This is a genomic window from Giesbergeria sp., from assembly GCF_028686475.1.
Taxonomy (GTDB): domain Bacteria; phylum Pseudomonadota; class Gammaproteobacteria; order Burkholderiales; family Burkholderiaceae_C; genus Simplicispira.
Window position 1 is genome coordinate 1 of the sequence record NZ_JAQUCA010000005.1, and the last position, 21,273, is coordinate 21,273.

Below are 21,273 nucleotides of genomic sequence, written 5' to 3' on the forward strand. Positions count from 1 at the left end.
CAGCGGCGCAAGGTTGTTATGGACACACCTAACGCCTTTGCTGCTTCTCCTATGCTTACTAAGCTCTTCATAATGGATATATTAGCATAGATTTGAGTAGATTTGTTGAGTGCTGCTGCTAACCCTCTACCACACGGCAACCCACCGCCATCAGCAGTGATTCAATGCGCGCCCATTCCAGATTTGCTGGCGTAGGTTGGCCAAAAATGGCTTCGAGCGTTTTGCGGTGCTTGCTGTTCATGCAAGCAATGATAGCCTGGCAACTCAGGTTTGAAATGTATCTTTTTTGAGCTACCATCAAGCTATGAACGGGAAACAAGTCATCGACAAACTCAAGGCGGCAGGCTGGACGTTGGCACGCATCAATGGCAGCCACCACCTAATGGAAAAAGCCGGTATGCCGCGCAGCGTTCCTGTTCCGGTGCATGGAAACAAAGACATCGGTTCGGGCCTGCTGGCCGAGATACAACGCCAAACTGGAGTTAATTTCAAGTCAACTACCCCGACCTGAAGGTCGGAGCTTGGAAGGCGAAAGCTTTGTAAGTTCGGGTTGACCAGACCCAGCGCCCCGGATGCCTTAATCCGGGCTTCATTGCCGAGTAGAGCGGGCGCTTGCGTTGTGTACAGGTGCGAAGACTCACCTTGGGATGCTTCCTCAGTCCCAAGCTCTGAAAGTTCCGGTTGCAGACAAGCGACAGGGTAAGCACGAAACGGATCGGAACCACCCGCAAGGGCAAGCCGGTACACAACATGGTCGAGGGGAGCCGCACCGAAAGGTGCGCGTCACTAGGCCCTTACGGGCAGAGCCGCAAGGCCCAGCAGAGGTGAAAAGCCTTGCACTAATTTCTGTCAGTCGGGCTATTGAATGGACGTGAGCAGGTACCGGCCCAAAGCAAGGAACGCGATGCGTTCCGCGCTCTGCCTCCCCGGCGTGAATGCCGAGGTTTCACGCGCAACCTGATGAAATTTGCCTATCCCTACACTGCTACGCCGCAAGAGTCGGGCGGCTTTTTTGTGCAGTTTATCGACATTGAAGAAGCCATTACCGAGGGTGATACCTTGGAGGATGCCGCGTTCAATGCCGCCGAGGTGCTGACGGGCGTGCTGGCCTACCGCCTAGACCACGGCCAAGAGATACCGCCGCCCTCTGACCCCGCTGGCCGCCCGGTGGCGGTGCCTAGTGGTGCCGTACAAGCGGTGATGGTTTTGCGCGAGGCCCGAGGCGATAGGCCGATTGCCGACCTTGCCCGAGGGTTGGATACCTCTTGGGCAGCGGCCCAGCGTTTAGACAATCCGCACCACTGGCCCAGTCTGAAGCAGCTAGACCGCGCCGCGCGTGTGCTGGGCAAGCGGCTGGTGTTGAGCATCGAATAGCTCACCCACCGGCATCCATCCACCCGCCAGCGGTAGTGCGTGCGCGCCCCAGCGCCACCAAGGTATCGAGCAGCGTGGGCAGACGTTCGCGCCAACGGCCTTTGCCGCTAAAGTGGGCGGCGATGCCCTCCACGTCTAGGCTGTGGCCCGCGCCCGCCAGCACTTGGGCCACGGCTTTGATTTGTTCCGTCACCTCGGTGGGCCAAGGGCGGGGCGGCAGCGCCAGCTTGGGGGGTTTGGCTGTGGCTGGGTCGTCGGTGGAGGGTTCCAAGCTGGTATCCAAGGCCACCTGTTCGCCTTGGCCGGTGTGCTGCTGAAACTGGGGGCGCAACCAGCGCACGGTGCCTGCGGCTTCTTCGGTGGCGCGTTGGGCGTTGAGGGCCACCAAGCGCAGCAGCAGGGTATCGGTGTCTTGGGGCAGGCGCAGCTCGGGCCAGCCGTAGGCTTGTAGCACGGCGGCATCGAGTTCATCGTGCAGGCTTTGCAGCACGCCGACCAAGCCTTGGGTGTGGATGGTTTTTTCTTTGGGCGTGAGGGCTTGGCCTTGGCGCAGTTGCTCCAACACGTTGTAGAGTGCCGTGAGCGTGACTCCAGCATGGGCGGCTTGGCGCGCTTTGCGGTGCGCGTCGATGTGTTCGGCCAGTTGGCGGATGCGGCTGGCCAGCTCCGGGGTCAGGCCGGTATCGTCGCTGGGGAAGGGGAAGGGGTCAAAGCAGCGGGATTTGCTGTAAACCGGTCGATCTTCTAATGTTCCGCCAGTCGCCAATGCCCACTGCACATGCACACTGCTGGAAAGAATCCCCAAATGCAGCGCATCGCTGCTGGCAACTGCTACCAGCTTGTGGTCGGGTAGAACGGCTGCATCCAAGAAGATGAAAATGCGGTGTTTTGCGGTTTCCGTTGTGGCGATATAGCGCGGCAACCCAGCTAAAGCAGCACGCAGCCCCTGCCGTGGCTCTCCAAAAGTCCACCACTGATCGCGTAAACGGGAGCGGCGGTTCACATCCCGCTCTGGTTTTACCCGCTCTCGCACCCATTGATAAACCTCTGGGAACTGGGCACGAACCTCGTCTTCTGTCAGTCCAAACAGGTCAATTAACCAGTATCCACGCGGGCGGTCTGTCAGGTCTTTGCCATTGCGGAATGGGCGCAAGCGTGTTTGTAACCCTTCGATTCCGCCAAGCCCAAGCGTCCGAGCGGTGGCTTCGTCTTCAACGATAAAACCGTTTCCTGCACGCATCATGCCCATCGAACTGATTCCAATGTTTGCGCGCAGTTTGTGTGTGCTGGTGAGGTTGGCTCCAATTTTCAAATCAGGGTGAATCACACCCTGCTGCTCTGCCAACTCTACGGCGATTTCCCCATTTTCAGCTTGGGATTCTTGGATGACGGTTTGCAAGCTGCCTTCTGCGCTGCCACGGGCGGCCACCGTCATGGCAATCCGCACGGCGGCCCCATTGCTGCCATCAACCCAAGGATGGTCAGGAATAGCAAACGCCAAATGCAGCACCGATGCGTCGGGGTTGGGCGTGCCGGGGGCCGATTTCTGCGCCTTTGGCAGTATGAGGCCCCCGGCATGTCCGGCCTCGGCGCTACCCCCGCCGCCAGACAAAGCCGCCTGCACCACGCGCCGGTTAAAAATCATGGTCAGGCTGTTGGTAGTTATCAGGCCAAAGCGTTGCGCCTGGCCCTTACGCACTGTTTCTGCCGCCTTGTACCACCAATACATCACCAAATCGGCACTTTCGGGCACTTCGGGCCATGCCGCGCGCAAGGCATCGACATAGCCATCGCCCAGCGCCACGCGCAGCCGCTTGTTACCAATAAACGGCGGATTGCCCACGACAAAATCCGCCTGCGGCCACTGCGCCTGCCGGGGATTGCAGTAACGCCACTGCACCACCTGCGCCGCCTCATCGGGCACCGGCTGCCCAGTGGCTGGGCGCGTCTTGAAGGTACTGCCATCCCAACGGCTTAACACCTGCCCGGCGGCATCCACCATCGGCTCTTGGCCATCGTAGGCCAGCACGGCATCGCGGCACTCAATGTTGCCGTAATCGTGTACCACCGGCTCGGCCACGCTGGCTTGGCCGTTGGTGCGAATCTGCCACTGCAAAAAGCCTATCCACAACACCAACTCGGCCAAAGCGGCGGCACGCTGGTTTAACTCGATACCGCGCAATTGCTGCAAAGTAACGGTCTCGCGGCCCAAATCCAAAGCGTCTTGGGTGTCGCCCAAGGTGTTAAGCTGGTTCAGCACCTCGCCCTCTAGCCGCTTGAGATGCTCTAGCGTGACGTACAAAAAATTGGCACTGCCACAGGCTGGGTCTAACACGCGCAAGGTGCAGAGGCGGTGCAAAAAATCTTTCACTGGCTGGCGCGCCTCTTGCCATTTGGCACGCACGGCGGCATGGTGGCGGTCTAGCGCGGCAAAATCTTTTTTGTTTTTCACGCTGGGCGGTTGCGCCTCTAGGGCGCTGGCCTCGTGCGCCAACAGCAGCGCGGCGGCTTGGGCGTTGGCCCATTCGGCGCGCAAAGGCTCTATCACGGTGGGCAATACCAGCCGCTCGACATAGGCGCGTGGCGTGTAATGCGCGCCCAAGGCGTGGCGCTCTGCCGGGTTGAGGGCGCGCTCTAGCAGCGTGCCAAAAATGGCCGGTTCTACCTCGCGCCAATTGGCTTGCGCGGCGGCAATCAACAAATCTATTTGCTCCGGCGTGAGCCGCAGGCTGTAACCTTCAACGTCCGCCCCCTTGAACAGTTTGCCGTTAAAGCGCAACACCGGCTGCACCAGCGCGGCAGAAAAGCCGCCGTGGTCCATATCGGCCCACAAAATTCGCAACATCTGCTGCAAGGCGATTGGGTTTTGCCGCTGCTGGCGCAACAAGGCCAAAAACGAGCCTTTGGGCAGCAACTCTACATCTTCGGCAAACATGCTAAACAAGCAGCGCGACAAATAAGCCGCCACGCTGTGCGGCGCGTGCCCGGCTTGCTCTAACGAGCGCGCCAACAGCGCCAGCTGCTGCGACACTTGGCGCGTGACTTGGGCGGCAATCAGCGCTGGGTTCAGGCTATCGGGGGCGGTCCAAATCAGGCGCAGGCGCTGCAAAATCTCGGGCTGGGCCAAGTCAGCCAAGGCGATGCGGTGGCTGCGCGGGTCTGGGAAAGGCGTATAGGTGCCACCACTGCGGCTAAATTCGGCATAAACCTCTATCACCGTGCCCACATCCACCACCAAGACAAACGGCGGTCGCCCCTCCGCCGCTGGCAGGGCGCGGGCATAGCCTTCGCCTTGGCTGCGGGCGCGCAACAGGCCATCGTCAAAGCCTTTGGTATGCGTGGCCGCTTTGAGTTTTTTGGCCTCCAGCACAAAATGGCCGCGCTTATAGCAATCAATGCGCCCAGCGCTGCTGCTGCCATCGCCATGCACAAACGTGACGGGGCGTTCAAACATGTAATCTTGCGCGGGCGTGGGGTGCGGCTTGGGCGCGCCCAGCAGCTCGCACAGCTCATTGATAAAGCTTTGCGCGGTAGATAACTCGCTGGCGCGCACGCCCTGCCAGCGCTTAATAAACAACGCGGGGGCCGCACTGGCAGACGATGGCGATGGCATTTTTTAGAACGGTTGGCCGACCAAATCGTGCCCGCGCACTGCCACAATGCGCGCCTTGGTGAAGGTGCCCACCTTGAGCTGCTTGCTGATTTTTTCAGGCGGCAACAATTGCACGGTGCCGTCAATCTCGGGGGCATCGGCATAACTGCGGCCCACGCCACCCTTGCGCCCCAAGCCGGGGGCAGAATCAATCAACACCTGCATGGTGGCACCCACGCGGCGCTGCAAACGGGCAATCGAGACCTCTTCGGCCACCGCCATAAAGCGGGCGCGGCGTTCTTCGCGCAGTGCTAACGGCAACATACCGGGCAACTCGTTGGCCAGTGCGCCTTTCACATCGCTGTAAGCAAAGCAACCGGCGCGGTCAATTTGCGCCTCGCGCAGAAAATCCAACAGGTGCTGGAATTCTTCCTCGGTCTCGCCCGGAAACCCGGCAATAAAGGTGCTGCGGATAATGATGTCGGGGCAAATTTCGCGCCAACGCTGGATGCGCTCCAAATTTTTCTCACCGCTGGCCGGGCGTTTCATGCGCTTCAACACATCGGGATGGCTGTGCTGAAACGGTACATCCAAATACGGCAGCACCAAGCCTTGGGCCATCAGCGGAATCACCTCATCCACACTGGGATAAGGATACACATAGTGCAAACGCACCCAAGCGCCATAAGGCTTGGCGATTTCGCCCAGCGTCTGCACCAGCTCTAACATGCGCGTTTTGACGGGTTTACCATCCCAAAAGCCCGTGCGGTATTTCACATCCACCCCATAGGCCGAGGTGTCTTGGCTAATCACCAGCAGCTCTTTCACGCCACCCTCAAACAAGGCTTTAGCTTCGGATAGCACATCGCCCACCGGACGCGAGACCAAATCGCCACGCATGGATGGAATAATGCAGAAAGTGCAACGGTGGTTGCAGCCCTCGCTGATTTTGAGGTAAGCGTAATGCTTGGGCGTGAGCTTGAGGCCCGCCACGCCAAAGCCGCCGGGCACCAAATCAATAAACGGGTCGTGCGGCTTGGGCAGGTTTTGGTGTACCGCATCCATCACCTCTTGCGTGGCGTGCGGCCCCGTGACGGCCAGCACGCTGGGGTGCATCTCGCGCACCATATTGCCGCCGCTTTCGCCAGCGCGCGCGCCCAAGCACCCCGTGACAATCACTTTGCCGTTTTCGGCCAGCGCCTCGCCAATGGTGTCTAGGCTCTCTTTCACGGCATCGTCAATAAAGCCGCAGGTGTTGACGATGACCAAATCGGCCCCGTCAAAGGTTTTGGAAGTTTGGTAGCCTTCGGCGCTCAGTTGCGTCAGGATGAGTTCGGAATCGGTCAGGGCTTTGGGGCAGCCCAAGCTCACAAAGCCGATTTTAGGAATTTTGGCGGGAGAAGATGCTTCAGTCATGCCCGTATTGTCCCAGCATTGCGCCGAGAACGGGCACGGCCAGCCCAACGCTGTTTTAGCGTTTGAGGCCCAACACGCCCAGCATTTGCTCGGTCTGCTGCTGCATTTTTTCTTGCATTTGGGCAAACATGCTGCGCGATTGCTCGGCATAGTTGCCCATCAGGCCCTGCATCATGGGCGATTGGGCGCTCATGAACTGCGCCCAAACCTCGGGGGTCATGCTTTGCGATTGTTCGGCCATTTTGGTTTGCATGTCGGTAAACATTTGCACATTTTTTTCCAAGTAGCTGCCCATAAAGCCCTGCATGGCATGGCCATAAATGCGGATGATGTTCGACAGCACGGCTTCGGTAAACAGGGGTGCGCCCCCGGCTTCTTCTTCCAAAATAATCTGCAACAAAATGCTGCGCGTGATGTCTTCGCCGGTTTTGGCATCGCGCACCACCACATTTTGATGCTCCATCACCAGCTGCCGCACTTCGGTCAAGGTGATGTAGGCCGAGGTATCGGTATCGTAAAGGCGGCGATTGGGGTATTTTTTAATCACGCGCGGTGCCAACTTGGGGATGGTGGGTGGCACGGTTTTCTCTTCTTGCACTACTAAAACTCCCTGTGGGCCTTGCAGCCCATCTATCTCAATTGCATTGCTTTCCATTCTAGGCTGCCCGTAAGACCCAGCAATCAACGATACCCCTACGCGCTTGCATACCAGCGCGCTGGGTACGACAATCGCCAGCCCATGCACCACTGTCTATTTACCTATGCCCGCTGATTTGCCTTGGTTAGCGCCGGGCGAGCCGTTTCCTGACCCGCACACCGCTTGGGGCGCACACAGCCCCGCGCCCGGCTTGCTGGCCGCTGGCGGCGCGCTGGATGTGCCCCACCTGCTACGCGCCTACCCACAGGGGATTTTTCCGTGGTTTAGCCAGGGCCAGCCCATTTTGTGGTGGTGCCCGCAGCCGCGCATGGTGCTACCGGTGGCGCAGTTTCGGCTGCACCGCTCATTGCGGCGTACTCTTCACAAGTTTCGTGCCAACCCTGACTGTGAAATTCGCATCGACAGCGCCTTTGGCCGCGTAATGCAAGCCTGCGCCAACACCACCCGCCCCGGCCAGCCCGGCACTTGGATTGTGCCAGCCATGCACCGCGCCTACCAGCAACTGCACGCCGCTGGCTATGCCCACAGCGTAGAGACCTGGATAGAGGGACAATTGGTGGGTGGCCTGTATTGTGTGGCCATCGGGCAGGCCGTGTTTGGCGAATCCATGTTCGCGCACCAAACCGATGCCTCCAAAATCGCCTTGGCCGCTTTGGTGGGCCTGTGCCGCCGCCAAGGGGTGGTTTTGATTGATTGCCAGCAAAACACGCGCCATTTGGCATCTTTGGGGGCGCACGAAATAACCCGCGCTGATTTTTTGCAACACCTAGGCCAAGCACAGCAGCTACCGGCCCTGCACTGGCAATTTAGCCCACTAGACTGGGAAGCCCTGATGCCGCCCAAAGCACTGATGCCGCCCACCGCCCCTGCCGCATGACGCAACCCTACGACCTCCCGCCCCCGACCTTGCAGTTTTACGCCACAGCCTCTTACCCATGCAGCTATTTGGCCGACCGACAGGCGCGCTCACAGGTAGCCACGCCGGGCCATTTAGTCCGCAGTGACACCTTCTCGGAGCTGGTGCGGCTGGGCTTTCGGCGCAGTGGCATGTTTACCTACCGCCCGTATTGCGACGGCTGCCAAAGCTGTCTGCCCTTGCGCGTACTGGTGCAAGAATTTGCCCCTGACCGCAGCCAACGCCGCGCATGGGCGCGCCATGCCGATTTGCAAGCGCGTGTGCTGGCCCCCCATTTTGTGCCCGAACATTACCAACTTTACCTGCGCTACCAACAAGCACGCCACGCCGGTGGCGGCATGGACCACGACAGCATCGACCAATACAGCCAATTTTTGCTGCAAAGCCGCGTTGATACCCGCTTGGTTGAGTTCCGCCAGCCCTCGGCGCAGCACCCGGAGGGCATCCTGAAGATGGTTTCTATCCTAGATTTGCTCGACGATGGCCTCTCGGCGGTCTATACCTTTTACGCGCCCGATGCCGCTTGCAGTTACGGCACCTACAACGTACTCTGGCAAATTGAGCAAGCCCGCTTGCAAGGCATGGACTACCTCTATCTGGGCTACTGGATTGCCGACAGCCCCAAGATGCGTTACAAATCCAACTACCTCCCGCACGAAGTGTTACAGCACCAGCACTGGCAGCGCGTGAGCGCATGTTTCAATCCACACCCCTAGCGGGGCGACTTTGGAAGAGGTTACCCCTCTCCCAAACGAATTCTATCCCCCTGAAGGGGGAGGTTTCAAACCGGAGCTAGTTTCTGATGAACGCCTCCAACAACGGGCAAAATTTCACGCTATAAAATACGCGCTCTTATAGATTGCGCGTAAATTGATGAAAAGAAAAGATTCTGCCTTGCCCCCCAAACCCAACGTTCAGGTGATTGAACGCATGTTCACGCTGATAGACATCTTGGCTGCACGCGAAGAAAGCATCTCGCTCAAAGAAATCAGCGAAAAATCGGGCCTGCACCCTTCCACCGCCCACCGCATCCTGAACGATTTGGCCACAGGCCGCTTTGTGGACCGTCCCGAATCGGGCAGCTACCGCCTCGGGATGCGCCTGTTAGAGCTAGGCAACTTGGTCAAGGGTCGCCTGAATGTGCGCGATGCTGCCCTCATCCCAATGCGCGAGCTGCACAAGCAAATTCAACAACCGGTCAATTTAAGTATGCGCCAAGGCGATGAAATCGTCTATGTAGAACGCACTTACAGCGAGCGCTCGGGGATGCAGGTGGTGCGCGCGATTGGCGGACGGGCACCATTGCACCTGACCTCTACCGGCAAGCTGTTTTTGGCCGCCGATGACCCACAACAGGTACGCAATTACGCCACCCGCACCGGCCTACCCGGCCACACGCACAACAGCATCACCCAGCTGGCGGTATTAGAGCGTGAACTAAGCAAAGCGCGCCAAAGCGGTGTCGCGCGTGACAACGAAGAGCTAGAACTGGGCGTGCGCTGCATGGCCGCCGGAGTTTATGACGACCAAGGCAAACTGCTGGCTGGGTTGTCTATTTCTGCCCCCGCCGACCGGCTCGATGAAGGCTGGCTGTCTAAATTGCAGGCCACCGCGCAGCGGATTTCTGCCGCTTTGGGCTACAACCAGGCCAGCAGCACCGATTAGACCGATTAGGCGCAAAAACCCTCGACTCAACGGCTCAGGCTGCGCCCTTGGGTCACGGCGGAATGCAGCGTAGAGGCCGACAAACCCGTCTCTACCCAGTTGCGTACCCGTTCGGCATCGCCCAAACGGCTAAATTTGCCCGAAGAATCCAAAAACACCATGATGAGCTTGCGCCCCGCAATCTTGGTTTGCATGACCAAGCAGCGCCCAGCTTCAGAGATGTAGCCGGTTTTTTGCAAACCAATATCCCAGTCGGGGTTTTTGACCAGTTGGTTGGTGTTGTTGTATTGCAAAGTTTTTGGCCCCACCGCCACTTCGTAACCCGGCGAGGTAGAAAACTCACGCAATGTTCTATCGCGGTAAGTTACATTGACCAAAATGGCCAAATCACGCGCGCTCGATTGGTTGTTGCTCGACAAGCCGGTAGGCTCGACATAACGGGTATCCATCATGCCCAACTGGCGCGCCTTGGCGTTCATTTTGGCCACAAACACGCCCAAGCCGCCCGGATAGGTGCGCCCCAAGGCGTTGGCGGCGCGGTTTTCACTCGACATCAAGGCCAGATGCAGCATTTCTTGGCGCGTCAAGGTCGTGCCCACACTCAAGCGTGAGCGGCTGCCCTTTTCGGTATCCACATCGTCTTGGGTGATGGTAATAGGCTCCTCCATCGGCAAGCGGGCCTCAGAAATCAATAGCCCAGTCATGAGTTTGGTGAGAGAGGCAATCGGCAGCACGGCCTGCTCGTTTTTACGCAACAGCACCTCTTGGGTATCTTGGTCAATCACCAAGGCCACACTCGATTTGAGGTCTAGCGGGTCGGTGGCGTGGTGCAAACCAGCCAATTCGCCAAACGAGGGGCGCGCCGTCGCCGCTACGGTGGTAGCCGTCGCAGCAGCTGCCACGGCAACCGCAGCACGGCCAGCGGCTTTGCCGCGTCCCTTAGGCTGCTGCTGGGCTAACACGGTTTTCACGCGGCTGGGGGCAGGTGCGCGCGCCACGGCTTTGGCGGGCGCGGCCCGCTGGGCCACCACTTTGACGGACTTGGCAGCTACGGCGCTGCTCTTAGGCTTGGCAGCAACTACACTGACTTTAACGGCCTTTTTGGCCGGGGCATTCTTAGGCCCTGCGGCTTCTACGGACGGCGACAACAAAGCCGCCCCCAAAACAGCCATAGACAACCACTGAACCAGAGGACGCAGTGCTGTGGGTGAACGACGGTAAATCACAGGGAATCTCCAAACAGCAAACAGCAAACACAGCAAATAAAAAAACAAAAAGCCACGCAATGGTAACGTTTTGCGTGACTTTTTGTATCTTGTCCTTCATTATAAGTTTGCCGTGCCGATATAAGGAGCTTATCGCCCCCTACATCTAAGCCATTGGCCTTGCAGCGTTAGCCTTGGGCGGCCACGCGCTCGGTTTTGCTGTGCAGCTTGTTCAAAGCGCTCAGGTAGGCTTTGGCCGAGGCCACCACAATGTCCGGGTCGGCACCCACGCCATTGACGACGCGGCCACTGCTTTGCAAACGCACCGTGACTTCGCCTTGGCTCTCGGTCGAGCCACTGATGGCATTGACCGAATACAGCACCATTTCGGCACCGCTATGCACATGCGACTCAATCGCCTTGAGCGAGGCATCCACGGGGCCATTGCCGTCCGATTGCGCCTTGATTTCTTGGCCAGCGACGGTAAACACCACCGTAGCATGGGGGCGCTCGCCGGTCTCACTGTGCTGGGCCAGCGAGACAAAACCAAAATGCTCTTGTGCGTGGCTCAGGCTCTCGTCATTGACCAAGGCCAAAATATCCTCGTCAAAAATCTCGCTCTTGCGGTCGGCCAGTTCTTTGAAGCGGGCAAAGGCGGTGTTGGTTTCAGTCTCGCTGTCTAAACTCACGCCCAATTCTTGCAGGCGTTGCTTGAAGGCATTGCGGCCACTGAGCTTGCCCAAGACAATTTTGTTGTTGCTCCAGCCCACGTCTTCGGCGCGCATGATTTCGTAGGTGTCACGCGCCTTAAGTACGCCATCTTGGTGGATACCGCTGGCATGGGCAAAGGCATTGGCCCCGACCACGGCCTTGTTGGGCTGCACCACAAAGCCGGTAATCTGGCTCACCATGCGACTGGCGGCCACAATGTGCTGGGTGTCGATGTTCAAATCGAGGTTGAAATAATCGCGCCGGGTTTTCACGGCCATCACCACTTCTTCTAAGGCACAGTTCCCAGCGCGCTCGCCCAAGCCGTTGATGGTGCATTCCACTTGGCGCGCCCCGCCAATTTTGACCCCGGCCAAAGAGTTGGCCACCGCCATACCCAAATCGTTGTGGCAATGCACCGACCAAATGGCTTTGTCGCTGTTGGGCACGCGCTCGCGCAGGGTTTTAATGAAGTTGCCGTACAACTCCGGTACAGCGTAACCCACGGTATCCGGCACGTTAATGGTAGTGGCCCCTTCGGCAATCACCGTTTCAATCACACGGCACAAAAAGTCCATCTCACTGCGGTAGCCGTCTTCAGGACTGAACTCAATATCACCACACAGGTTACGGGCAAAACGCACCGCCTGTTTGGCCTGTTCCAACACCTGCTCTGGACTCATACGCAGCTTTTTTTCCATGTGCAGCGGCGAGGTGGCAATAAAGGTGTGGATACGGCCCCGGTTGGCTCCCTTGAGGGCTTCGGCAGCGCGGGCAATGTCGCGGTCATTGGCGCGCGACAGCGAGCAGACGGTGGAGTCTTTGATAGCGTTGGCAATCATTTGCACCGCTTCAAAATCCCCATTCGAGCTGGCGGCAAAACCAGCTTCAATCACATCGACCTTGAGGCGCTCCAACTGGCGTGCAATCCGCAGTTTTTCGTCCTTGGTCATGGAGGCACCGGGCGATTGTTCGCCATCGCGCAAGGTGGTATCAAAAATAATCAATTGGTCGGACATAGCTGGCTCCTAGAGTCTGAAATAGCAAAAAAAAAGCCCGCTGCGGCTGCATACGGGCTTTTGAAGAAAAAGTGTGCGCGCGCGCTTACTGTCTCCGCCCAGTGGAGGATAGTAGTAGAGCGATAGCCAACGTTTTCATGGCGCTCAATGTAGCACAGTTGCGCGCTATTTGCAGAATTTATTGGTGCAGGCCACGTTCTTCTGGCTCGTCGGTCGAGGTGCTAATCACGCTGGTTTGCAAGCCTTTGGCCTTGCGCCAAACGTAGATGAGATAGCCACTGAGGCCATAGAAGACGAACACAGCAAACAGCACAATGGGCGGATGGATGTTGATGATGGCAATGCCCAAGGCGATCAGCACAATCACGGCAAAGGGCACGCTTTTTTTCATGCGTACATCTTTGAAGCTGTAAAAAGGTACGTTGGTGACCATCGTCAAGCCAGAATAGAGGGTGAAGGCAAACATCACCCAAGTGATGCCATACCAGCCCAGCCACAAGCCACTGTGGCCACGCTGCACGCCCAACTCGGTCATCAGCCAGATAAAGCCCATCACCAACGCGGCAGCGGCGGGCGATGGTAGTCCTTGAAAATAGCGTTTGTCCACCACCGCCGTATTCACGTTGAAGCGCGCCAGCCGCAGCGCCGCACAGGCACAATAAACAAAGGCGGCAATCCAGCCCCAGCGGCCCAAATCTTTCAGCGCCCAGATGTAGGCAATCAAGGCCGGGGCAGCCCCAAACGACACCATATCCGACAACGAATCCATCTGCTCGCCAAAGGCGCTTTGGGTGTTGGTCATGCGGGCGATGCGGCCATCGAGGCTATCGAGCACCATCGCGCAAAAAACGCCAATGGCTGCCAAATCAAAACGGCCATTCATGGCCATCACCACGGCATAGAAACCGCCAAACAGGGCAGCCAACGTGAACAGGTTGGGCAGAATGTAAATTCCCTTGCGGCGCTTACGCACCAGCAATGGAGGGTTTTGCCCACCCGGTGTACCTTCATCCATTCCATCAACCTCCAGCGCTTTGGCCCGCGCACGGCAAACATATCAGAGGCCGCAGTGTACCTGCACCCATAAAAAAAAGGCCACCGAAGTGGCCTTGGCTGTTTCGGCGCGAGAGGCTAACCGATCAGTTGCGGGTTTGGTCCACCAGCTTGTTCTTGGAAATCCAAGGCATCATGGCGCGCAGTTTTTCGCCCACGATTTCGATGGAATGCTCGGCGTTCAGGCGGCGGCGGGCCGTCATGCTTGGATAGTTGGTCTTACCTTCCAAGATGAACATCTTGGCGTATTCACCGGTTTGGATGCGCTTGAGGGCAGCGCGCATGGCTTCACGCGATTTATCATTGATGACTTCGGTGCCGGTCACGTACTCGCCATACTCTGCGTTGTTGGAGATGGAGTAGTTCATGTTGGCAATGCCGCCTTCGTACATCAAATCGACAATCAGCTTGAGTTCGTGCAGGCACTCGAAGTAGGCCATTTCGGGGGCATAACCGGCTTCGGTCAGGGTTTCAAAGCCCATCTTCACCAGTTCCACCGCACCGCCGCACAGCACGGCTTGTTCGCCGAACAGGTCGGTTTCGGTTTCTTCCTTGAAGTTGGTCTCGATGATGCCGCCCTTGCCGCCGCCATTGGCCGAAGCGTAAGACAGGGCCAAATCACGCGCCTTGCCAGACTTGTCTTGATAGACCGCAATCAGCGTGGGCACGCCGCCGCCCTTGAGGTACTCGGAGCGCACGGTGTGGCCGGGGCCTTTGGGGGCCACCATGATGACATCCAAATCAGCGCGCGGCACGACTTGGTTGTAATGCACGTTGAAGCCGTGGGCAAACGCCAGCGTAGCGCCTTGCTTGATGTTGGGGGCGACGTTGTTGTTATAGACATCAGGGATGTTCTCATCGGGCAACAAAATCATGACCAAATCAGCGGCCTTGACGGCATCGTTGACTTCCATCACGGTCAGGCCAGCCTTGGCCACTTTGTCCCAAGAGGCACCGCCCTTACGCAGACCGACCACGACTTTGACGCCGCTTTCGTTCAGGTTTTGCGCGTGGGCATGGCCTTGGCTGCCGTAACCGATGATGGCGACGGTCTTGCCCTTGATCAGGCTCAGATCACAGTCTTTATCGTAGAAAACTTTCATGTTGGCTCCAGAGGGGGTTAAATCGTTGAAAAAACAGGGGGTAAAAACTTGCGCTTACACGCGCAAAATGCGCTCGCCACGGCCAATGCCGCTGGCACCAGTACGCACAGTTTCCAAGATGGCGGTGCGGTCCAGCGCTTGCAGGAAAGCATCGTTCTTGCTTTGGTCACCGGTCAGCTCAATGGTGTAGCTTTTATCGGTCACGTCGATGATACGGCCACGGAAGATGTCGGCCATGCGCTTCATCTCTTCGCGCTCTTTGCCCACGGCGCGTACCTTGATCAGCATCAACTCGCGCTCGGTATAAGCGCCTTCGGTCAAATCAACCACTTTGACCACTTCGATCAGGCGGTTGAGGTGCTTGGTGATTTGCTCAATCACGTCTTCCGAGCCGGTGGTCTGGATGGTCATGCGCGACAGCGACGGGTCTTCGGTGGGGGCCACCGTGAGCGACTCGATGTTGTAACCACGGGCAGAAAACAAGCCGACCACGCGCGACAGCGCACCGGGTTCGTTTTCGAGCAAAACGGCAATGATATGTTTCATAGCAAATTCCTCTTTTTGCCGCCCTCCCCTGTTACCGGTAAGCAACAGGCTTGGCGAACAATAGATTCATTCAAAAAAAGTGAGAGAAAAAGCCCGCGTTAGAGTTCTTCCGAACCCAACAGCATCTCAGTGATGCCCTTGCCCGCCTCCACCATCGGCCAGACGTTTTCGGTCGGGTCGGTGCGGAAGTCGAGGAACACGGTGCGGTCTTTGATGGCACGGGCTTCGCGCAGGGCACCCTCTACGTCTTCAGGGCGCTCAATCAGCATCCCGATATGGCCGTAAGCCTCGGCCAGTTTGACGAAGTTGGGCAGCGCATCCATGTAGCTGTGGCTGTAACGGCCTTGGTAAATCAGCTCCTGCCACTGGCGCACCATGCCCAAATAGCGGTTGTTGAGCGAGATGACCTTGACGTGCGTACCGTACTGCTGGCAGGTGGACAGCTCTTGGATGTTCATCTGAATCGAGCCTTCGCCGGTAATACACCAGCAATCGGCTTGCGGCTTGGCCAGCTTGATACCCATCGCATACGGCAGGCCGACACCCATCGTGCCCAAACCACCCGAATTAATCCAGCGGCGTGGCTCGTTGAACTTGTAGAACTGCGCGGCAAACATTTGGTGTTGGCCCACGTCCGAGGTGATGTAGCAATCATCGTCCTTGGTCAGGTTCCAGAGGGTTTCCACCACGGCTTGTGGTTTGATAACTTCGGTATTGGCGCGGTCGTAGGCCAAGCAGTCTTTGACGCGCCAGCCTTCAATCGTGTCCCACCAAGCAGCCAAGGCTCCAGCATCGGGGCGTTGCGGCGTTTCTTTGATCATGGTGATCAATTCGGCCAACACGTCTTTCACGTCGCCCACAATGGGCACATCCACCTTGACACGCTTGGCGATGCTGGACGGGTCAATGTCAATGTGGATGATTTTGCGCTCGACTGAAGCAAAGTGCTTGGGATTGCCAATCACACGGTCATCAAAACGCGCACCCACGGCCAGTAGCACATCGCAATGCTGCATGGCATAGTTGGCCTCTACCGTGCCGTGCATACCCAACATGCCCAAGAATTTTTTATCGGTAGCAGGATAGGCACCCAAGCCCATCAGGGTGTGCGTGACCGGGTAGCCCAGCATATCGACCAAGGTACGCAGTTCGTTGCAGGCATTGCCCAGCAAGACACCACCGCCGGTGTAAATGTAGGGGCGCTTGGCATTAAGCAACAGTTGCAACGCCTTGCGAATTTGACCGCCGTGGCCCTTGCGTACCGGGTTGTACGAACGCATGGTAACGCTCTCGGGGTAGCCGTGGTAAGCCGTTTTGTTGAACGACACATCCTTGGGCACATCCACCACCACCGGGCCGGGGCGGCCAGTGCGGGCAATGTGGAAAGCCTTTTTCATGATGTCGGCCATGTCGCGCACATCTTTGACCAAGAAATTGTGCTTGACGATGGGGCGGGTAATACCCACGGTATCGCATTCTTGGAAAGCATCCGAGCCAATGGCAGCCGTGCCCACTTGGCCCGAAATAATCACCATCGGGATGCTATCGGTGTAAGCGGTGGCAATGCCGGTGACGGCATTGGTCAGGCCGGGGCCAGAAGTGACCAACGCCACGCCAACCTCGCCGGTAGCGCGGGCGAAACCGTCGGCAGCGTGAACCGCTGCTTGTTCGTGGCGCACCAGCACGTGCTGGATGGTGTCTTGCTTGTAAATAGCGTCGTAAATGTAGAGCACCGCGCCGCCGGGGTAACCCCAGATTTGTTGCACGCCTTCGGCTTGCAGGGCGCGAACCAAAATTTCAGAGCCCATCAGCTCTGGAGCATCGGTAGCGGGGGAAGTAGTGGCGTCAGCCTTGTTAATTTCCATGATGAACCTTTGTGAATTTCTCTAACGAAAAACCTTGGGTGCGCCTTGCACGCGCTCTCGTGAAGCCGGCTCGGAACTTGAGGCCAAGGACATGGGCGAGATGATTGCCGCGCCGGACCGTGACCCGTTTGCGTTTGAGTATGCGGGCGCGATTATCGCACTGCAACATGATTGTTGAAGCCAAGACCACAAAAAAGCCACGGCCAGTGCGATAATCAAAGTCTTTTGCATGGCGCATGGTGCGCCCCACGACCCTCCGCAGGCGCGTCTGTCTTGGCCACCGAACAAGAACTCTCTGATTTCCTCAAAAGCGTGGAAAAGCGCGCGTTCAAGCGCTCGCTTTACCACGTTCGCAACGAGGAGGCCGCCTTGGACATCGTGCAAGACAGCATGATGAAGCTGGCCGAGCATTACGGTGACAAACCAGCCAACGAGTTGCCGATGCTGTTTCAGCGCATTCTGTCCAATTGCACCCTCGATTGGTTCCGGCGGCAAAAGCGCCACCATACCTTGTTCTCCGACTTGGGCGATTTTGCAGCTGATGGTGATGAAGCTGGCGGTTTTGACCTGCTGGAAGTCTGGAGCGACAACGACCCCGAGCAACGCGCGCACAGCGCCCAAGACATGGCCGAGCGTGGCCAAACCCTGCACGGCATCGAAGAAGAAATCCAAGCCCTGCCCGCACGTCAACGAGAAGCCTTCTTAATGCGTTATTGGGAAGAGATGGATGTCGCAGAGACGGCGGCTGCTATGGGCTGCTCCGAAGGCAGTGTCAAAACCCATTGCTTTCGTGCCATCCAAGCCCTCAGCAAAGCCCTGCGGGCCAAAGGAATCAAGTTATGAACACCAATCTACACCTGCCCCCTGAAGAACAGGTTTTGCACGCCCACGCCTATGCGCGCCGCGTAGTAGCGCATCTGGACGACAGCGCCAGCGCCCTGCCCTACGATATTTCCGAGCGCCTGCGCGCCGCGCGCGTGCAAGCGCTGGCCAAGCGCAAAAAAGAAGTGCTGGTTCACGCACACCAAACAGCCACTGTGGTGCTGCCATCGGGTGGCGCAGCCACCTTGGGTGGCTGGCGCGGCGAGGTTGGCGGCTGGTGGCAATCTTTACTGGGGGCCATTCCGATGATGGCACTGGTGGTAGGCTTGGTGGTCATTAACAGCGCGCAAGATGAATACGGTGCCGCCGAAGTGGCCGAAGTCGATGCCGCCCTGCTCACGGATGATTTACCCCCCGAAGCCTATGCCGACCCTGGTTTTGTCCAGTTCCTTAAAAACGGTGGCAGTCAACAAAATTATTAAGGTTTAAGTATTAAGCTACCTTTTGTGCGAAATCCTGTCCGCCTGCATGTTGCCCCCTTCTGCCCCTGCCCCTAACCCCCCACGCACGCACCTGCGCTTGCCGCTGCTTTTGGCTGGGGCGGTGTTGGGCCTGCTGGCAGCCTACGGCGGCCATGTGCTGCAACAGGTACGCATGGCCCCCGGGACCGTGTTGGTGGCCGAAGCCTTGGCCCCCGCCCGTCAGCTAGGCCAAGAGTCCGGTCGCACCGAAGCACGGGTACTGGCTTCTGGCCCCGCTTGGAGTGCCTTAGAGCCAGGGCAGCGCCAAGCGCTCCAACCTTTGGCGGCACGTTGGGGCTTGCTCAGCGAGCTACAAAAACGCCGCTGGTTGGCACTGGCAACAACGTTTGCCACCCTGCCCGCAACAGAGCAAACCAAGCTGCACAACCGCATGAGCGAATGGGCCAGCTTGAGCGCCCAACAACGCAACCAAGCGCGGCTCAATTTTGCTACCGCCAACAAACTAGCCCCCGACAACAAACGGGCGCAATGGGAAGCCTATCAAGCCCTGAGCGCCGAAGAAAAACTCCGCTTGGCTGCTGCCAACGCCAATCCACGCCCCAAAGGTGCGGCCACGGCTTTACGCCCGGTGCCCGCGCGCAAACTGGTGCGCGTGCCTGCGGCCAGCGCCAGCAATGCCAACCGCGCCAATCCGCCTAAAATTCCGCCGCAAACCGCCTCGGCGACCATCACTCCCTTTTCAGAGCAGCATAAGGCCCACACGCCCCCCTTCCCTGTGGTGGTTGAAACTGCTCCCGTTTCGGTGCCCAGCAACCCCGTCACTTTGGCGCTCCCCCCTCTGGCCGAGCCAGCAGCACCATCGGTACCCATCGCCCCCATGAGCAGCGCCCCAGAATTGCCAGCGCCTACGCTTGGCGCGACCACACCAGCCCACGGGCACTAAGCACCTCCATCTCTCGCCTCCATGCACGCTTCTGCTTCTGTTTCTGCCTGTTCTGCTCCAGCACTACAAGCCCCGCCACTGTGGCGGCGCATGGCCTGCTGGTTGTACGAGGGGCTATTGCTGTTTGGCGTGGTGTTTATCGCGGGCTACCTGTTTGGCACCCTGAGCCAAACCCGCCATGCGCTGGACAATCGGCACGCGCTGCAAGGCTTTTTGTTCATTGTGTTTGGCATTTACTTCACTTGGTTTTGGGCCAAGGGCCATACTTTGGCCATGAAAACTTGGCATATCCGCGTGGTCGATGCCCAAGGCCAAGCCCTCACCCAAACCCGCGCCCTGCGGCGCTATGTCCTCAGTTGGCTCTGGTTTTTACCGCCTTTACTCGGTGCAGCACCCTTTGGCCTGTCTGCCGCAGAAATCACCGTGCTGCTGTTTGGATGGGTGGCTGTCTGGGCCATTCTCAGCCGCTTTCATCCCTTGGGCCAGTTTTGGCACGATGCACTGGCGGGCACGCGCTTGGTGCATTTTGTCCACACCCGCACACCCCAAAAACCATGAGCAGCGCCAGCACCCCCACGCGCGAAGCACCTAACGCACAAAAAAGCCGCACGGGCTTACAGCGCTTGTGGCATGCCACCCGTTATTCACTGCACGGCCTGCGCGCTGGCTGGGCAGAACCCGCTTTTCGGCAAGAAGCTATCGCTGCGGTGCTGCTGCTGCCTACAGCCTACTGGCTAGGACACAATTGGCTAGAAGTAGCCTTGCTGGCTGGCTGTGTCGTGTTGCTGATGGTGGTAGAACTGCTCAACACCGGCATCGAAGCCGCCATTGACCGCATCGGCCCCGAATGGCACCCCTTGTCCAAACGGGCCAAAGACATGGGCAGCGCTGCGGTGTTGCTCACTCTTTTGCTGTGCATCGGTATTTGGACAGGTGCCATTTTGCAAAGATTTTTTCATGGCTGAACCCCATTTTTCCTTAGCTGTTTATTGTGGCTCACGCCTTGGCGAAGACCCACGCTTTGCCGAGGCCGCCCGCTTGGTTGGCCATTGGATTGGCAGCCACGGCGGCCAATTGGTCTATGGTGGTGGCTGCAGTGGCATGATGGGCACCGTCGCCGATGCTACCCAAGCCGCTGGGGGCCGGGTGGTGGGCGTGATTCCAGAAAGTTTAGTCGCCAAAGAACACGCGCGCCAAGCCTGTGATGAACTCCATATCGTGCAAACCATGCACGAGCGCAAAGCGCTGATGGCCGAGCGCAGTGATGCCTTTTTGGCCCTGCCCGGCGGCATCGGCACCTTTGAAGAGTTGTTTGAAGTCTGGACTTGGCACCAGCTGGGTTACCACCACAAACCGATTGGCCTGCTCAATGTGGCTGGTTACTACGATGGCCTGCTCGCGTTCATCCAGCACAGCGTACAACAAGGCTTTATGGGGTCGTGGCAACTGGGGTTGCTGCAAAGCGGCACCGACGGCCCGGCCTTGCTGCGTGACTTAGTACAGGCGGCCGGTTGCCGCGCTGTGGGTGTCCCGTTAGAGGCGGTGCTTTAAACCGCGTTGTCGTCCAAATCGCCGGTGCGAATACGCACCACGCGCTCTACGGGTGTGACAAAAATTTTGCCGTCGCCAATTTTGCCCGTGCGCGCTACATTGACGATGGCATCAACACAGCGGTCCACATCGTCCGATTTCACCACCACTTCCACTTTCACCTTGGGCAGAAAATCCACCACGTATTCTGCACCTCGGTAGAGTTCGGTATGGCCTTTTTGGCGGCCAAAGCCCTTCACTTCGGTCACGGTCAGGCCCGTCACGCCACATTCGGCCAAGGCTTCGCGCACCTCTTCTAGTTTGAAGGGTTTGATAACGGCGGTAATCATTTTCATGGGGGAAAAACTCCTGTAAT

22 protein-coding genes are annotated in these 21,273 nt (G+C 58.1%); 11 read left to right on the forward strand and 11 right to left on the reverse strand.

The features are described from left to right. Positions 1–118: 118 nt before the first annotated feature. Complete coding sequence (locus PHX60_RS04495; RefSeq protein WP_300075264.1) at positions 119–241, reverse strand: hypothetical protein; 123 nt, start codon at positions 239–241, stop codon at positions 119–121. A 63-nt stretch (positions 242–304) separates the two neighbouring features. On the opposite strand from PHX60_RS04495, the gene PHX60_RS04500 reads away from it, so the two are divergent. Further along, the gene (locus PHX60_RS04500; protein WP_300075266.1) at positions 305–511 is read left to right on the forward strand and encodes a type II toxin-antitoxin system HicA family toxin; all 207 of its coding nucleotides are present in this window, start codon (positions 305–307) and stop codon (positions 509–511) included. Positions 512–960: 449 nt separating this feature from the next. Further along, entirely contained in the window at positions 961–1,374 is a 414-nt protein-coding gene (locus PHX60_RS04505) for a type II toxin-antitoxin system HicB family antitoxin (RefSeq protein ID WP_300075268.1), read from the forward strand. Position 1,375: 1 nt separating this feature from the next. Here the strand turns inward: PHX60_RS04505 and PHX60_RS04510 are convergent, their stop codons facing one another. From PHX60_RS04510 to phaR, 3 genes are read right to left on the reverse strand one after another with little or no spacing between them, the layout of a single operon-like run. Then, positions 1,376–4,987, reverse strand: coding sequence for a DNA methyltransferase (locus tag PHX60_RS04510; RefSeq protein WP_300075270.1), 3,612 nt, complete (start codon positions 4,985–4,987; stop codon positions 1,376–1,378). 3 nt (positions 4,988–4,990) lie between these two features. Continuing rightward, positions 4,991–6,382, reverse strand: a complete 1,392-nt coding sequence (gene rimO, locus PHX60_RS04515; RefSeq protein WP_300075272.1) for a 30S ribosomal protein S12 methylthiotransferase RimO — start codon at positions 6,380–6,382, stop codon at positions 4,991–4,993. Between the two features lie 55 nt (positions 6,383–6,437). Further along, positions 6,438–7,037: a polyhydroxyalkanoate synthesis repressor PhaR gene (gene phaR, locus PHX60_RS04520; protein ID WP_300075274.1), complete on the reverse strand. Its 600-nt coding sequence runs from the start codon at positions 7,035–7,037 to the stop codon at positions 6,438–6,440. Positions 7,038–7,143: 106 nt separating this feature from the next. Here phaR and aat point away from each other — a divergent pair, with 106 nt between their 5' ends. From aat to PHX60_RS04535, 3 genes are all read left to right on the forward strand, one after another. After that, a complete protein-coding gene (gene aat / locus PHX60_RS04525) occupies positions 7,144–7,917 on the forward strand; it encodes a leucyl/phenylalanyl-tRNA--protein transferase (protein ID WP_300075276.1) in 774 nt (257 codons plus the stop codon). Continuing rightward, positions 7,914–8,672: an arginyltransferase gene (locus PHX60_RS04530; protein ID WP_300075278.1), complete on the forward strand. Its 759-nt coding sequence runs from the start codon at positions 7,914–7,916 to the stop codon at positions 8,670–8,672. The genes aat and PHX60_RS04530 overlap by 4 nt, the downstream gene beginning before the upstream one ends. 157 nt (positions 8,673–8,829) lie before the next feature. Next, positions 8,830–9,621, forward strand: coding sequence for an IclR family transcriptional regulator (locus tag PHX60_RS04535; RefSeq protein ID WP_300075280.1), 792 nt, complete (start codon positions 8,830–8,832; stop codon positions 9,619–9,621). A gap of 26 nt (positions 9,622–9,647) precedes the next feature. Here PHX60_RS04535 and PHX60_RS04540 read toward each other — a convergent pair whose 3' ends face one another. From PHX60_RS04540 to PHX60_RS04565, 6 genes are all read right to left on the reverse strand, one after another. After that, complete coding sequence (locus PHX60_RS04540; RefSeq protein WP_300075644.1) at positions 9,648–10,793, reverse strand: serine hydrolase; 1,146 nt, start codon at positions 10,791–10,793, stop codon at positions 9,648–9,650. A gap of 221 nt (positions 10,794–11,014) precedes the next feature. After that, the gene (locus PHX60_RS04545) at positions 11,015–12,553 is read right to left on the reverse strand and encodes a 2-isopropylmalate synthase (protein WP_300075282.1); all 1,539 of its coding nucleotides are present in this window, start codon (positions 12,551–12,553) and stop codon (positions 11,015–11,017) included. Positions 12,554–12,731: 178 nt separating this feature from the next. Further along, positions 12,732–13,568 carry a CDP-diacylglycerol--serine O-phosphatidyltransferase gene (pssA, locus tag PHX60_RS04550; RefSeq protein ID WP_300075284.1) on the reverse strand — a complete coding sequence of 279 codons (837 nt, stop codon included), beginning with the start codon at positions 13,566–13,568 and terminating at the stop codon, positions 12,732–12,734. A gap of 124 nt (positions 13,569–13,692) precedes the next feature. Beyond that, positions 13,693–14,709, reverse strand: a complete 1,017-nt coding sequence (gene ilvC, locus PHX60_RS04555) for a ketol-acid reductoisomerase (protein WP_091452682.1) — start codon at positions 14,707–14,709, stop codon at positions 13,693–13,695. 54 nt (positions 14,710–14,763) lie between these two features. Next, a complete protein-coding gene (gene ilvN / locus PHX60_RS04560; RefSeq protein WP_300075289.1) occupies positions 14,764–15,255 on the reverse strand; it encodes an acetolactate synthase small subunit in 492 nt (163 codons plus the stop codon). 98 nt (positions 15,256–15,353) lie between these two features. Further along, positions 15,354–17,120, reverse strand: coding sequence for an acetolactate synthase 3 catalytic subunit (locus PHX60_RS04565; protein WP_300075291.1), 1,767 nt, complete (start codon positions 17,118–17,120; stop codon positions 15,354–15,356). 273 nt (positions 17,121–17,393) lie between these two features. Between PHX60_RS04565 and PHX60_RS04570 the strand changes: the two genes are divergently transcribed. Genes PHX60_RS04570 through PHX60_RS04595 form a run of 6 tightly spaced genes read left to right on the forward strand, consistent with a single transcriptional unit; the run spans position 17,394 to position 20,918 of the window. After that, a complete protein-coding gene (locus tag PHX60_RS04570; protein ID WP_300075293.1) occupies positions 17,394–17,963 on the forward strand; it encodes an RNA polymerase sigma factor in 570 nt (189 codons plus the stop codon). Further along, complete coding sequence (locus tag PHX60_RS04575) at positions 17,960–18,424, forward strand: DUF3619 family protein (protein ID WP_300075295.1); 465 nt, start codon at positions 17,960–17,962, stop codon at positions 18,422–18,424. The genes PHX60_RS04570 and PHX60_RS04575 overlap by 4 nt, the downstream gene beginning before the upstream one ends. A 46-nt stretch (positions 18,425–18,470) precedes the next feature. After that, positions 18,471–19,367, forward strand: coding sequence for a DUF3106 domain-containing protein (locus tag PHX60_RS04580; RefSeq protein WP_300075297.1), 897 nt, complete (start codon positions 18,471–18,473; stop codon positions 19,365–19,367). Positions 19,368–19,388: 21 nt separating this feature from the next. Next, positions 19,389–19,925 (forward strand): RDD family protein, encoded by a 537-nt coding sequence (locus tag PHX60_RS04585; RefSeq protein ID WP_300075299.1) that lies wholly within the window; start codon positions 19,389–19,391, stop codon positions 19,923–19,925. Continuing rightward, entirely contained in the window at positions 19,922–20,332 is a 411-nt protein-coding gene (locus tag PHX60_RS04590; protein ID WP_300075301.1) for a diacylglycerol kinase, read from the forward strand. The genes PHX60_RS04585 and PHX60_RS04590 overlap by 4 nt, the downstream gene beginning before the upstream one ends. Next, on the forward strand, positions 20,325–20,918 hold the full coding sequence (locus PHX60_RS04595) for a TIGR00730 family Rossman fold protein (RefSeq protein ID WP_300075303.1): 594 nt from the start codon (positions 20,325–20,327) through the stop codon (positions 20,916–20,918). Before PHX60_RS04590 ends, PHX60_RS04595 begins: the two co-directional genes overlap by 8 nt. Here the strand turns inward: PHX60_RS04595 and PHX60_RS04600 are convergent. Next, complete coding sequence (locus PHX60_RS04600; RefSeq protein WP_300075305.1) at positions 20,915–21,253, reverse strand: P-II family nitrogen regulator; 339 nt, start codon at positions 21,251–21,253, stop codon at positions 20,915–20,917. The two genes, PHX60_RS04595 and PHX60_RS04600, sit on opposite strands and share 4 nt — an antisense overlap. Positions 21,254–21,273: the final 20 nt, after the last annotated feature.